The sequence below is a fragment of the Clostridia bacterium genome (assembly GCA_017410375.1).
Taxonomy (GTDB): Bacteria; Bacillota; Clostridia; order RGIG6154; family RGIG6154; genus RGIG6154.
Map to the genome: position 1 here is coordinate 1 of JAFQQW010000042.1, position 15166 is coordinate 15166.

Annotated in this window: 14 protein-coding genes and 1 pseudogene; all 15 read right to left on the minus strand. The window is 32.4% G+C overall.

The features are described from left to right. Nucleotides 1–70: 70 nt before the first annotated feature. The 15 genes and pseudogenes from IJE10_05905 to mobC all read right to left on the minus strand — a co-directional run bounded on the left by IJE10_05905 (nt 71) and on the right by mobC (nt 15031). Nucleotides 71–265, minus strand: a complete 195-nt coding sequence (locus IJE10_05905) for a helix-turn-helix domain-containing protein (GenBank protein ID MBQ2967635.1) — start codon at nt 263–265, stop codon at nt 71–73. 732 nt (nt 266–997) lie between these two features. Further along, nucleotides 998–1285: a hypothetical protein gene (locus tag IJE10_05910; protein ID MBQ2967636.1), complete on the minus strand. Its 288-nt coding sequence runs from the start codon at nt 1283–1285 to the stop codon at nt 998–1000. After that, a complete protein-coding gene (locus IJE10_05915; GenBank protein MBQ2967637.1) occupies nt 1285–1527 on the minus strand; it encodes a hypothetical protein in 243 nt (80 codons plus the stop codon). Before IJE10_05915 ends, IJE10_05910 begins: the two co-directional genes overlap by 1 nt. 99 nt (nt 1528–1626) lie before the next feature. After that, nucleotides 1627–1854, minus strand: a complete 228-nt coding sequence (locus tag IJE10_05920) for a hypothetical protein (GenBank protein ID MBQ2967638.1) — start codon at nt 1852–1854, stop codon at nt 1627–1629. Between the two features lie 5 nt (nt 1855–1859). Then, entirely contained in the window at nt 1860–2408 is a 549-nt protein-coding gene (locus IJE10_05925) for a sel1 repeat family protein (GenBank protein ID MBQ2967639.1), read from the minus strand. Nucleotides 2409–2486: 78 nt separating this feature from the next. After that, a complete protein-coding gene (locus tag IJE10_05930) occupies nt 2487–3434 on the minus strand; it encodes a hypothetical protein (protein MBQ2967640.1) in 948 nt (315 codons plus the stop codon). A 92-nt stretch (nt 3435–3526) separates the two neighbouring features. Continuing rightward, on the minus strand, nt 3527–5353 hold the full coding sequence (locus IJE10_05935; GenBank protein MBQ2967641.1) for a leucine-rich repeat protein: 1827 nt from the start codon (nt 5351–5353) through the stop codon (nt 3527–3529). A gap of 57 nt (nt 5354–5410) precedes the next feature. After that, nucleotides 5411–6502 (minus strand): CHAP domain-containing protein, encoded by a 1092-nt coding sequence (locus IJE10_05940; GenBank protein MBQ2967642.1) that lies wholly within the window; start codon nt 6500–6502, stop codon nt 5411–5413. A 50-nt stretch (nt 6503–6552) separates the two neighbouring features. Beyond that, nucleotides 6553–7716, minus strand: coding sequence for a hypothetical protein (locus tag IJE10_05945; protein ID MBQ2967643.1), 1164 nt, complete (start codon nt 7714–7716; stop codon nt 6553–6555). A gap of 306 nt (nt 7717–8022) precedes the next feature. Beyond that, nucleotides 8023–8864, minus strand: a pseudogene (locus tag IJE10_05950) (tyrosine-type recombinase/integrase). 267 nt (nt 8865–9131) lie between these two features. After that, a complete protein-coding gene (locus IJE10_05955) occupies nt 9132–11378 on the minus strand; it encodes an Eco57I restriction-modification methylase domain-containing protein (protein ID MBQ2967644.1) in 2247 nt (748 codons plus the stop codon). A gap of 17 nt (nt 11379–11395) precedes the next feature. Continuing rightward, nucleotides 11396–12349, minus strand: a complete 954-nt coding sequence (locus IJE10_05960) for a hypothetical protein (GenBank protein MBQ2967645.1) — start codon at nt 12347–12349, stop codon at nt 11396–11398. A gap of 16 nt (nt 12350–12365) precedes the next feature. After that, nucleotides 12366–12821, minus strand: a complete 456-nt coding sequence (locus IJE10_05965) for an SLATT domain-containing protein (protein MBQ2967646.1) — start codon at nt 12819–12821, stop codon at nt 12366–12368. A gap of 363 nt (nt 12822–13184) precedes the next feature. Next, entirely contained in the window at nt 13185–14717 is a 1533-nt protein-coding gene (locus IJE10_05970; GenBank protein ID MBQ2967647.1) for a relaxase/mobilization nuclease domain-containing protein, read from the minus strand. Further along, entirely contained in the window at nt 14717–15031 is a 315-nt protein-coding gene (mobC, locus tag IJE10_05975; GenBank protein ID MBQ2967648.1) for a plasmid mobilization relaxosome protein MobC, read from the minus strand. Before mobC ends, IJE10_05970 begins: the two co-directional genes overlap by 1 nt. Nucleotides 15032–15166: the final 135 nt, after the last annotated feature.

Here is a 15166-nt window from a genome sequence, read left to right on the forward strand (position 1 = left end):
ATTATACTATATTTTAGCTGTGTAGTCCAGGAATTTCAGTACAAGCCATTGTAAAATTTAATATAATTTTTCATATCGAGTATTGCTCCTCTATGTATTTAAGGAATTTATTTTTCTTGATAAGTCGTTTGGATCCAATCCATAATACAAAATCGCAATCCTCGTTATCGGTGAGGTCGCGTAATTTCTGCTGTCCGATACTAAAATACGCTGCAGCTTCCTCTAAGGTTAAGTTCGCCTTTTCCCAAAAAGGAATTTCTTTCATATTACGCACCCACCTTTCCGATTCTTGCAAATCTCATGTGAGTTCTCCTTTCGATTTACTAAGTCATATATTTAATACTCAAATCACCGAAAGTTTGAGTTTCTCCTTTCTTTTAGATTTTTGACCGCCGTTCGTTAAAGATAATCGGTGAATGTGTAAGTATTATCAAGTTAAGTTTGTTTTACATCAAAATGGAAGCAGCACCTTCCCACAGGAGTTTCACCTCAGCCCATTCTGATGGCCTGCCGTCCAATTCAGTGACGAGTTCAAGACGGGAGTATCATTATCAGCAATAATGGTCTTCGCATAACGGTTTGCAAATCCGCCTTATTGCATGAAGTTTATCGCTCGCTTCTACGGAGTAGAGAAGGTCTTCGCGCCTTTGCAAAACTGCTCGCATTATTACTTGTGTGTTTTGATGTTGTTATTCAATTTTCAAGGTTCAACTTATATATTTTAGCTAGGATTTTCTTCTTGGGCTATCATTATAGCGCGTGAACCTAGGGGCCTGTCAAGGCCTTTTTGCTCGCGTCACGAAATTTTAACAAAAGTGCAGCAAACGCGCAATAATTAAAAAATCGGTAGACAATCTTTTACTTTTTGTAACCGCTATACATGTCGCACTTTCACCTATAAAAAGAGCAGGTGGGGTAATTACCCTACCTGCGATAGTTTTGTGCCACAAAGGGCTTATACAGCCGTCACATTCGCTCTTAAAATCGATTGTAGTTATCAGTCTTCATCGTATATGTCACTATCATTCTCGAAACATGCTATCACGAATCTTGCTCCGAGTTTGAATCCCTTAATAAATGTTTGACACTCTGTAGTCTGTATCATCTCATCATAGCAAGCCTTAAATTTGTCAAACACCTCTTTTTCTTGTTCGTTTAAGTTTTCAAGCAACTTTTCTTCATTCTTGACAAGCAACCTAAATGTCTTATCAAATTTCCTTTGCCTTTGAAATGGTCGCTCCATCGGGTTTATGTTTCCGTACCAGAATTCTTCAAGTATATGCATTATTTTCCCTCCTTATGCAAAGAGAGCGACTCAAGTTCCGGTATATCCGAAATCGAGTCACCCTCTTCAATCATTTTCTTTGCTGTTAGCAGTGCATGCTTGACATAAATCATATTTAGTTGTTTTCGTATTGTTTTGGCATCAACCTTTTGTTCAACCATTTTGAATACTTCTACAAACACGGCACTTTCAATCCCATATTTGTCGCCATACATAATTTCTTCCAATGTGTACTTTGCCATATGTGTCACCTCCTTGTGACACAAACAATACCATAGAAGGGGAGAGAAGTCAACGAAGATATGAAAACAAATCATTTCTTTATTTTCAATATTCTTATATTATGGAATTTTAACATAGTTACCAGCGGCATCTACAAAATCATCACCCCAATGTCTATATGCTCCGCTACTGTCCTTGTATGTATTACCCCAATGAATATAATTATCATCATAATCATAAAAGCCCGAACCCCAACTACAATAGTTCCCTTTGTGGTCTATAAATGTGTCACCCCATTTTCTATATGCACCCGAACAATCTACGAAAGAAAATTGTTTGATTTTCATTTCTCTTACATCTTGCTTGTATGATTTATATGTTGAGCTATTTGATTGAGAATTGGAATAATATGTATTATTTCTATTAGTGTTATTATTCGCACTATCGCCTGTGTTAGGTTCAAGAAGTCTTGTCCATTTTCCTTTTTTATTATTGTATTCATACCATTTATTAAGCATTTTTTTGATTCGGCATCACCGTTTTGAACAGCTTTGTAGAACCAATACCCAGCTTTTTCTTCGTCAAGACTTAACGGGGATATATTCCCATGAAAGAGAAGTCCCAAATTGTATTGTGAATCTACATCTCCGGCTTTTGCTGCTCTTGTCCACCAATATTCTACACGTTCAGGGTCATATCCGATACGCTTGCCTTTATAATACCAATTTCCAACCTCGACCATTGCTTTTACATTTCCATTTTCAGCAGCCTTTACTATCTTGTTAAAAAGTGCTTTTGTTTCTTCGTCCATATTTTCGGCCTTAGATGCAGTTCTTTTTATACGCAAACTTTCGCCCAACATTCCTGCTATATGATTAATAAAATCTCCAAATAAACCCATAGTATAAATTCTCCTTTGCTTTAATATGGTAATATATGAAATATATTCGCTTTCAATACACTAGTATTTAATAACTAATTAATTTTTGAAATAACTATACATAGCCACAAATTGCGAACTAACTGCTGCAATTTTAGAGTTATATTCAATTTGAGAAACCTGAGAATTCAGCTCCGTTAACTCCTTAGTCATATTTTCTGACAGATTATTCAAAGATGCATTTAAAGAATTTAAACTATTGTTAGTTTCTTGAATAGCATAATACAGTTCTCTTTGATTATCTCTTATATCTTCTAAAGTTTGTGATATATAGTCAAGTTTTTCTACAATTCTTGCATACTTTATATCATTCTCTAATAAATTATATGCACCATATGGTCCTGTAAGGCTATCACATCTATCTGATTCAAGGTATTCATATATAGAGCAAATATATACTAGGTTTCTATATTTAGGATATATTATATTTAAATCATAATATTTACCCAACAATTCCTCTGTATCTTTTATGTGTTTGCTTAATAGTTGATATTCTTCTGTTAAAACAGATAAAAATGATTCATTTTTTAATGCTATTTGCTTATTACTTTCGTTTTTTGTCCTAATTTGTTCGTTTTGTAAGTTAGTCTCTTTTATTATTTGCTCATTCTCTTTATCAGTAGTGTCAGGCACAAGACAACAAAAAATAAAGAACAAAAGCCCTATTATTGCACCTGCAATCCCTCCGCCTTTTGCAGCGGTATTGAACCCTTTAAATAGTCCTAGTAAAACACTGCATACAATTGCACCAATTATAGCTCCCACAAAGACAAAATACAAAAGCACCGAAACATTAGTAAAAAAGTCATTTGAAGGTTTTTCTTTTAGTTTTGCTTCTATGTATGGTATTTCCTCATATTGTGTATGTTTCTGGTAATGATTAATATTATTCTTTATCTGTGATATAGCTCTGTATTGTCCATACAAAGAAATTTCCATATCCTTTATACATTTTACATATTCGATTAATTTTTGTTTATTATCCAAAACAGACGCCCCCTTTATGTGTAATAGTATCTATATTTTAATCTTTTGAGAAAATATTATAAATAGACACATAGTATAAATTCTCTTTTGCTTTAATATTCAAAAATGTTATTTACGCATCTTACAGAAATAAGAATTGATTGCTCTTTTGTTGCAGTATCTAAAGGAGCAAAATGAGCACCGTCAACACCTTTTACAATTCCGTATTCTGCCATAAAGTAAACACTTTCTTTGGCATAATCGGATATTTCTGAATCATCATAAAATTTTCGCACATTATTCACATCAAAATCGTATATTTTATCATTTTCAGCAAGCTTGATAACTCTATACAGCATAGTGGCAAGCTGTTCTCTGCTTATATTATCGTAAGGTGAAAATGTTGTTTCGCTTGTACCTTTTGTTATTCCTAATTCGTATGCTATGGCAATATATGAAAGATACTCGCTTTCATAGTCGCAATCCGTAAAAGGCATATCGTCAATATCTACATAGGGAGCCTCGCCGACTATATTTTCATATAATGTTACTGCAATAGCTGCAAATTCTTCTCTTGTGATAGTGTCGTACAATGTATCTTCTAACATTTCATCGGGAATAAGACTATTTTGATATGCTTCGTAAACTTCTTCAGCAGCCCAATCTGATGTTGCAAATTCGATTTCGGTTTCCTCTGTATTTTCTTCTATATCATATATGAATTCATCACAATAAGGACATATTTCATATCCGTCTTCGTCATAGACAGCTTGGCTATCCTTAAAATTTTCTCCGCAATGTGGACACTCGATGTAGTATTGTTCTTCTTCGTCTTTTTCCTGAGTTAAATTTTCATCACAGTATGGACAAATTATATTACTGTTTTCATCATAAACATCGTCTGTAACATAAAATTTTTCGTCACAATATTGACATATCATTTCTTCTGTTTCTTCTTCGAGTTCCTGCAAATAATTATAGCAATCTTGACATATTAAATTATCATTTTCATCATAAAATTCATCGTTATCTTTAATCTCTGCTTCGCAGGAAAAACATATTATTGTTTCATTTTCTTGTGCTTTTTTCTTTTCCTCTTGAAGTTCATCATTGCAGATCTTGCATATTGTATTGCCTTCGTCATCATAAAATATGATATCATCCACTATTTCATCATCGCATATAAAACATATTTGTTTATGTATGATTTCCTCTTCTGTCAAACATATAACTTCCACATTGTCTAATACAGAATTACCAGAACCGATTGTTATGTTTTCCCATTGAGTTCTTGTTCCACCATAATATATAGTATTAAGCGAATTACAACCATAAAATGTTCTATTACCAATTTTTTCTACCGTGCTGGGAATATGTACTGTTGCAAGGCTTGAGCAATTTGTAAATGCACCTTGTCCAATGTCTTTCACCCCATCGCTTATCTCTATCTCTTTTAAATTCTTACACATTGCAAATGTAAAATGATATATGTTTTGTAAATAATCAGGTAGTTTTATAGAGACAAGATTTGTACAACCTTCAAATGCACTTGAACCAATTATTTTAACTTCACTAGGGATAGAAATTGATGCTAGTGAGGTACAATTTTTAAAAGCACTATAACCGATTTCTGTTACAGCGTCAGGAATTTGTACTTCTTCAATCTTTTCACACCCATAAAACACATAATTTCCTATATATGTTAATTCTTCTGGCATAATAATTTCTTTAATCAAAGGTGAAAATACATACCAGCCACCACCATTATCAAAGTTATACATATCTCCGGAACCAGAAATTGTTAACATTCCGTTATTGTCCAACTCCCAAGTTAAATTATTGCCACAAGAACCATTGGATAAAATGCTGGCATTTACACTTAAACTGAATGTCGAACATATAATTATAAAACATATAAGTAAACTTATTATTTTTTTCAAAAACATTCACTCCTTCTAACAAATTAGCGGAGGGCGATTCCCTCCGCTTAATAAGACTTAATTTACAGAAATATAACCACAGAAACTATATCCACTTTTATATCCTTTTGTTATTTTGCCATTAGCTGAATTTACAGTATATGTAATTTCTTTTACAATATCTGGGCCATAATATGATCCCGTGTTGCCTTCGATAATTGTTATAGTTTTTTTTGATTTATCTACTGATGTGACAATTCCCACATGGTCGGAATCGGACAAGTTTGATGTTTTTGCAAAGAATATAACATCGTTTTTCTTTAACGATTTTAAGGAGTTTTTATCCCATTTGTGATAACTATTACTTTTGCTTTCCATAGTATCACAATCTGCGGTTTTATAAATAACATTTGTTGAAATTCCTGCCTTGTTTGCACACCAACTTACAAAACTCGCACACCATTGTTGTCCGTTTGTTCCTGTAAATGCACCATACTTTGTATAATCACCCGTACCTTTTCCATTTTTGTTAGTACCTTGATAACCTATTTCTGCTTTTGCAACATCAGCTAAAGATTTTGTGTTTGAAGATGATGTGCTATCATCTTTAGATGTGGGTGTTTTTTTAGTCATTTTAGCATAGTCAGAGCCTTTAACCCAACCCATCTTATGTCCTTTAGAAACAGGATAGATTATTTGTACCCAATCACTTTTCTCATTTCCACTTAACAGATAGCATGTATCACCTTTTGCAACCGAACCGAATGTACTTGATTTTCCTTTCCATTTATATGTCGTTGCCTTTGTTTTTGCTGTAAATGATGAATCTGCTGCATCTTTTGCTAAATCACGCTTTGTAAATGCATCTCTTGAAAACCAAGCTGTCTTTGTTCCATTAGATACAGGATAAGTAACTTTTACTGCTTTTCCGCTTATTTCTATAATCTTACATTCATCAGTTGGGCAAGCAATATATCCGCCTGTCTTTGTTTTTAGATTAGATGCTGTATAGGCATATACTTTTCCTGATGAATTATATGTATATGTTGTTAATGGCTTGCTTTTTGATATTGTCGGCAAATTCGTTTTTGCTAATACATTAACACTAAAAATTGTTGATAGGATTAACACAAAAGTCAATACTGATGATAAAATTCTTTTTGATTTCATAATAAAAATCCTTTCTTTTCATAAATTTTTGTTATATTTTTTAAAATAGTTTACTTCTTAATTTCACTGTAATAGTAAATATCAAATCCCGTTTCGCTTTCTATCGGAATAATAATACTATTTTTTCCCTCGTGTATTACTTTTACTTCAGTTTTTTCTTCTTCCTTATTTACCATATAAACTTTCTCTTCATCTTCATTATATTCCAGGAGCCCGAAATCTATATATTTAACACCGTTTCTGCCTACGATACAAAGTTGATTATCTTCGTTAGTTAAACCAACACAATCATTTTCACCGCTTGGAGATAAACTATCAAAGTATCTTTCTTCATATAATGTATTTCCATCCCAATCTTCAAGCTTCATTGTTGAGTTCGAGCCATACAAGTTATATGGTTTTTTTGACTTATTTTCTTTTTTGTTTTCCGCTGTAATAGCAGAATATTTACTTAAGTATTCATTAAATGTAATAATATTACCCTTTGATTTAATATTTCCATCTGCATCTATAATAACTTCTTCAAGGTCTTTTTCTTCAGCGTTAGAAAGCAAATACATATTAAATAGATCACCGGATTTAACTTTATATCCAAGTCCTTTATCAAATCGATGCATTTCCTCGCCCTTGTAATTATAAACCACCATATCTGCAAAAGACCATTCTATGTAACATTTATTACTTAACCAAATAGTACCTCCTAATTTTACATGTCTATCAACTCCGCTTAGAAAGTCACCATTTTTATTATAGAATTTATATTTTTCTATTGTGTTTTTGTCAGAACTCATTATGCTTTCATAGAAAAACGGTGTGTTGTCATCAGCATCGTTATCCAATTCAAAACTCAAGTCATATAAATGACCTGTGCTTTTTAAAATCTCATTTCCCTTAACATCAAGAATCATTTCGAATTCTTCTCGTTCTGCCTTGAGATATAAGTTTTCATGTTCAGATGTGACATATTCATCCTTATTAACAAAATCTAAATCATCATAGTCAACTGGAAGGATTTCTTTTCCTTTATTATCCAATAGTCCATAGACTTTTCCATCAGTTTTGCTTACAATAATGGCATTTTCACAGTAGTCTTCAATGTCATATTCAGTAGTGAATAATTTGCCGGTTTTGCTACCAGTACAACCAGTACACACAGACAGAGTCATGAGCAATGCCAAACTTCTAGTAATTAGTTTGAACTTTGATTTAATCATATAAACTTCCTCCTTAGTTGTATCCTATACTTTGCTACATAATCTGTATTATGTGGTAATTGGACAAGTAAATAGTTATTTGCAAGCAGTCTATTAACTTATTATGCAACGATTTTTAGACCAATGTTAGTACATTTTGGGGCATTGGTCTAGTTGTCGTGGTTATTTATATTTTTTATAAATTTCAAACTTAAAAGTTTCGCAAATTATTGACTTTTTTCAGTATTGGTAGTATAATATTATCTATAATTATATGTATATCTAGCTTTTTCACCACATAATACAGATTATGTGGTTTTTTGTTTTCTAACAGAGTAGAAGTCCTAATTTTTGAATTTGCATTCTATGGATTTCACCTGACTCCATTGTATATATTCTCGTTGTGTTTACACTTGAATGTCCAAGAATATCAGCAAGTCGTACGACATCTTTTTGGATAGAGTAGTAGGTACGAGCAAACAAATGGCGCGGAGATTGTGAGGGAATACTTTATCTTTTGATATCCTTGCGCTTTCGCATAGTTTCTTCATATCAGACCATATGTTGCTTCTATCAAGCGGTTTTCCGTTTTTGCTAACGAATACGGAACCACTTTTTATATTGTTTTCTTTCATATATCCTTTTAGCATTTTGCAAAGTTGCTTAGGTAAGATAACTATTCTCATTTTACCTTTACAGTTGATTGTTGCTTGTCCAGATTTGACGGCAGAAACCGTTATAGCTTTAAGTTCTGATACACGGATACCTGTTGAACATATGGTTTGCATAATGTGATATAGCCTTTGATTTTTCTTTTGCTTTGCAGCAACTAACAACCTTTCATACTCAGCTTTTGTCAGTTCTTTATCCTTGTTTGCAAAAATCTGTCTTTGGATTTTTAGTGCCTTTACCTTCAGGTCATACCACTCATTATATGCAAAGAAACTGTTAAGTGAGGACGGTATAGAATTTACACTTGCTGGAGCATATTTTTCCACAATATCTTGCTTGTATTCAAGCACAACACTTTTGTTCAACTCTGATTCTTTGCACCAATCCATAAATACTGATATGTCACGGATATACTTTTCCAAGGTAGAGGAGGACTATTCCTCGTCAATTAAATATTCTTTAAACTTTTGTATTAGTTCATTTGTGATTTTTCTCATTTTGAATCAACTCCTTTGATTTTATTTTACCACCAACGATAAAATATATAAGAGCTGTCAATGATTTGCGTTATCTCCTTATTCAACCACAAACAATACCATAGAGAACATATGAAGTCTATAGGCCAATTGTAACAAAACATTTTAGTTATAGTAATTTTCAACGTTATCTTTAGATTGGTTATTCGTAAAGAATTTTAATACTTAAATCAAAAAACGATAAGATATAGCCTAAACATTTAGCTATATCTTATCGTTTAACACACTCTAAAAAAGATATTTGTGTGCACTATTTTTAATGTCATTTGGCAAATTAGCTATAGGAACCCTGAGCAATTCGCCTGGTTCAATCTTCTTTAATCCTCCGGCATAAATGCGAGAAAAGTTAGGCAGAATATTTTCTGCAGTATAATTCAAAGCTGAAAGCAATATATCATATAATGAGTTATCTCTTTTTAACATATCCATTAACCAACTTTTGGGATATAATAAAATATATGTGTTTAGTGCAATAGCATTAGATTTATTCCACAAAAAATAAATAGGTTGCTTATTTTTACTTCCTCTGCCCATGTAAGTCATCAAAAAAGGTGGTGGCAAACGTGTTTCTTGTTTATACCATGGTTCTCTAGATTTTACAAGAGTTCTATCAATTATCCTTTTTCCGTCGTTTTGCTTTATTTTAGCTAATTGCAGATATTCATAAAATTTTGGGAAAGTATTTTTTATATACTCTTCATCCATATCCGAATCTATTATTACAAGTTGTTGTTCTAATAATGGATATCCCTTATCATCAGAATCTATAATGTTAGACTCCAAAAACCTAGACTTAGGCAATATAGGTTTTAAGGCAACTTCAGGAATTTCATATTCTACAGCTTTTCCTCTATCTAATACAAAATAAGAATTTGCGCCTGTAGCAATTCCTCTTTTAATATCAAACAAATCTGCAAATGTAATTCTATTATTTTCATCAAATTGGTATAAACCCTCATGGCCATTTAAAATAATATTTCGCCAGTTTGTTTTTTCATTTTTTAATAATTGAGAATTTATTTTTGTTTTCATCTCTGGTTTTTCTGAAGAATAACCATATGAGACTTCGATATCATAATCATAGTCACATTTACACTTTTTAAAAGTTACTATACATGTAGAAACATTTGCTTTTTCAAATTGTCCCTCTTGCTCTTTATATATATGCAGTCTCATAAGTTGCACATTATTCAATAAATATTCTCGGATTGCCCTGCCATATTTAGTTTGAAGAAATAGGGAAGGAATCAGCCATGAAGCCACTCCTCCTTCTTTGAGCCATTTATCCATTATTAGTAAATGGTATACATATAAACTTGCATCTCCTGGAATATCTATTCCTGTCTGTAATTTTGCACACTCTTTTGCCACTTTCAAATAGCCTGTTGATATATCCTCATGTCTATTATATGGTGGATTTGCTAATATTAAATTCCGTTGGGGGGGTATTTTTATTGTGGTAGATATAGCATCTCCTAATATCACTTCTAGTCCACGAAGTTGATATCGTGTAGATGCATCTCTAACTGCATCCTCATTAATATCAATGCCAGTTGCCGTTTTAATCAAATAATCTTCATTAATATTTTGATTTAGTAAGGCTAAATAAAGTGCGCCATTTCCTATAGTAGGATCTCCAAAATGAATTTCTTTCTGCTCATCATAAAAAAATTCCATTGCACAAGAAACCATTTCTCGAGCATACTCTGGGGGAGTTACATAAATATTAGCCTTATCTTTATTAATAAAAATCTTATCTTCATAATATATTTCCCCGTTTGGAGATACTACAAAATTCTCTTGCCTTTTATTTTCTGTACTAGAGTTAGTTTGATTTAAATAAACTGATTTTGCAATTCCTTTTTTCTTGGCTTTTGATTTTTTTATATATATATTAAGCCCTTCAATAATTGATTTTATATAACTTATTTTATACTTTTGATTACTCAAATTATTATTAAAATCTTTAACCCTCTCGTAAGGTAGTAAGTCATTGACCAAATTTTCAATATTTTTTATCGAATTCCCTTCAGGCTGTCTTCCTATTGTGTTTAAAACGAGTTTTTGCGGATGACTAAATTTAAGTTTGTAATTCCAATCTATTTCCAAAAGCATATTATATAATTTAGTGGCAAAAGTATAATCTTTTCCTTCATATAATGTTAAATGGAGTCTGCTAAAAGGATAGTCAGGCTTATAATCAATTTTTTCCAGTTCCTCAGATTCACATCTTAAAAAGACTACATAATTTGTGCTTTCATTTAACATGTCAAGATTAAAAGCCCCAGGTTCTATGAGATTTAAATATGCAGGCATAATTTCTTCAATATACTCTGTTGCAAGCCCTTCATTTTTTAATGGTCTAAGTGTTATGTGGGGCAGTGATTTGCTGTTTGGGTTGCAAATATATTTTATCAATGTCAAACACTTTTCTATATATTGATTATTGTTTAAAAAAAGTGCATAATATTTCATACATATACCTCTCAAAATTAATACAAATCTAGCTTCTCCTTTAAAACACTATTTGTTTCAGATACTTTCTTCATTAGTTCATGTATAACAAGTTGGTGAAACTCATCGGCTTTTTTAAATGCCTCATTCTTATTTTTAATAGTCCACCAATTGATGTCATATTTTCTTAGATCCATATACCATTTGTATTCTGTTTTAATTCTCGATATAATTGAATTTATATCGGGGACAAAAGTTTCTAACTCATTTATTCTCTCAAATGGTGTTAACAACATATATTTTTTTACATCTTCAGGAGTAAGTTGAGGTTTGAATAAGCAAGCAATCATTGAATAGCATGTGATTAGCCTAGCAAATTTCAATTTTAATCTTTTCCAATTCTTTTTGTTTTCATCATCTAATGGATCTCTTCTGTACTCATAATTTAAAGCTAATGTGTACCAATAACGCAATATGTCATTAATTAGAAACAGAGGATAGAAGTTATCACTATGCTTTTCGTAATCCACAAAATATTTTTCAACTATGTTGTCTACAATTTTATTATATAATTCCTCATTATAAAGGGGTCTGCTCTCTAACATTAGAAGCATTCTAGCAGTAAAACTGTTATTAAAATCTTCATTTCTGCTACCAATGTCTAATAAATTTTCTTTTTTTATAAACTCCCAATACTCACCTTGTTTACTAGGTTCCGGAAATTGATTCTTTTTATTGATATCATACATTTTTGAAAAAAAGTTATACTTATCTAAATTGGAGACAGGCTTTGGTTCATTAGAATCAATGATGAAAAAAAGATCCAAATCTGAATTGTTAGACATCTCAAGCCTTCCCAGTGAGCCACATGTAAAAACACAAATTTTTTTATTAAATGAACTATCAAAAGAAAACGTACTTTGCATATTATCTTTTAATAACTTTATTTTATCTAATGATTGGGTTTTCAATTCAAAAAAATAGTTGTTCATGCTTATTTCTCCTGTATTAAATGTGTTTAATGGCTTTCTGCCAGTATTTAATATTCTTTTGTTGGAGATTGTCCAACTTGTTTTTATAAACATTTAAATTAGCTGAGTCCATTTTGTTTGAAATTGCATCAAACACAAAATTATCTCTCAAAATATTTAACTCAATATGAATTGTTATGTTTCTAACCCAATATTCCTCAAAATTAAAATATGCGGATATTGCAGTAAAGAAAGTAATTGCGGATGTCGCTGTAATTCCCAATATTTTATGAAAGGTAGAATTAATAACATCATTAATACCACATATAATTGTACTTAACATTGCCAACAATAAAATAAGTATTTTCAGTGTTCTAACAATCACTTTATATTTCTTGTCCTGGTTGCTGAAATAATTATGATATTTATCTATCATATCAAAAGTATATCGAGCCTCTGGGGTTAATTTTTCATACCATTCTTCGCTTTTCATACTACCGCTCCCTTCTTTTTACATATTATAACATAATTTATGTTTATTTGCAATATTAACCATGTAGATTTTTTATAAGCATATAATTTTATATATCAATTCAATTATATTAACAAAGGAAATAAACTAAATTCTATTATTTTATTGTTAATTAGGTTGAGCTATGTTTCATCTTATATTTGCCAGCTAAGGTGCGATATCACAATATGAGCGTTATAAGGTTTTTGTTTAAATGGTTTACATACATAAAAAGCATAGCCATCATTTATAACTATATTTTTGCTATACACTTAAGAATTCTTAAATCTTAATGTTATTTCGAAATATGTATCTCTACCACAAAAGGTCACAAATAAAATCATCTTACATCCCCAACTGAATATCATTGTCTTGAATTTCTTCGTATTCATCAATATCGACTTCGTCTATCTGGTTTGCTTTGAGAGATTCATCAGATGCTGTTGATCTAAGAGTTGCCCCCTGATTAATACCTTTTGTTAAGATAGCACCTATGAGCCCAGCTGCACCACCTAATGCAAACCCAAAGTTTGAACCGGCATCTTTGGCATCGAGTTTCTTTTTCTTCTCTTCGGGATCGTCATCTTGGTCGTTATCCATCAGCGAAGCCAAAGCTGTAAGAGTACCGACACCAGCGTCGAGAAGAATGTTGCTGCTCCTATCGTAATTTCCAGGAACTTCAACAGATGTTTCTTCAGCATATCTGTAGCTTCCTCCAATGCTTCTAAGTTGGTTCTCATTTCCGAGGAGAACTCTGAAATAAAATTCTCTCTCATCTTCCCATCCTGTTTCAAAGTATTCTCCACATCCTTCACTGTCTCCGTGTGTTTTCTCTGAATATAGTTGGTCATATCCGCCAGTTTCTGCAATAGCTGATTCATCAGGTCGATCTGATTCTCTTCTATCATATCGCTCGTCGCCAACTTCGAAATTACTTCGTACAGTTACGGCTGAAATTCTACCATATCCTTCATCAGTTGTATCTCGATTGACCTCTGTTCCTTTGGTATGGAACATATCTCCACTTGATAAGTCTGTTGTGCGAGTTCTTCCAAATTTGAAGAGTTCCTCTTGATTAATTCTTCCATCGAGAAGTTCTTTTGTGAGTTGTTCTCGTATCTTGAATTCATTCTCAATCATCTCCTTTAAAAATTTATCATCATGCAGTTTAATATCTCTGCACAGTTTTCCATTTGGACAAGTAAAAGTGATATTTTTTCTTTCATCTGTCCATCTCATTTGGTATCCTCGTTTTGCCATTTCTTTTGTAAATTGATTTCGATTACCGCTATATTTCATACTCTCTTGAATATCACTTATAAGCCTAAATTTCCAGCTCTGACCTTTTTCTGCGGCACGATATTCTCTTGTTGAAATACTTCTGCCGCCTTTTTCATAAGGAGGCAACACAGAGAAGCCTTGACTGATACAAATTTCATCACTAATATCTCTTAAAACCTTTAGGGAATTGGGAGTGAAATGTATCTTAGAACCGTTTTCAAAATTCACAGAATTAACAACAAAATTGGAATGTAAATGAGGCTCGTCCATATGTGTACAAACTAAAACCTCATGTCCCGGCCAAGCTCGTTTAGCAAACTCAATCCCAACCTCATGTACTTGCTCAGGCGTAATTTTTTCTTCAGGTGAAAACGATTGAGAAAAATGATAGAAATTCATACCGGTTTCTTTGTGATAAACTGCTTTTGTTGTCATAAATTCTGCATAGGCATTTTCGCCAAAACAATTAATTCCGGTGATTAATTTTCTTCCTGAATTCACATCAAACGTTTTCTCTTTCCTCAGACAATAATTGATGAGACCACGCATTGCACTTGGGCTTTGTTTTGCTTCAGGAATTACATTTACTGTTGCCATCAATCTCGCCTCGCAATCTCTCCAATGCGATCATTTAATTTATTAATCGCATTGATAAATTCTTCGAAATTATACGAGTAAAACACCTTTGCATTAACCTTTTGCGTGAGCTGATTAATGTTGTTACCTATGCGCTTAAGTTCTAATAAAAAAGGTTGCATATTTACGGGAATATAGATAGGCGTTTCGTTGGAAAGTCTGACCATATAATCTGAAACACTTAGATCTGCTTTGTCTGCACGTTTTTGAATATATTGTTTTTCTTTCTCCGTAACTCGTATTGTTAATGTCTTATCTCTTTTTCTTTTTGACATTTATATTACCTCCTTAATCAAAGTGGGTCCGGGCTTCTGCCCGAACAGTGTGCCGTCATGGTGGCACAACGCGTCAGGCGGACAGCCGGACGCTATGCTTGCCCCAGACCAAGTCTGGGAAAAATCTCAAATTCT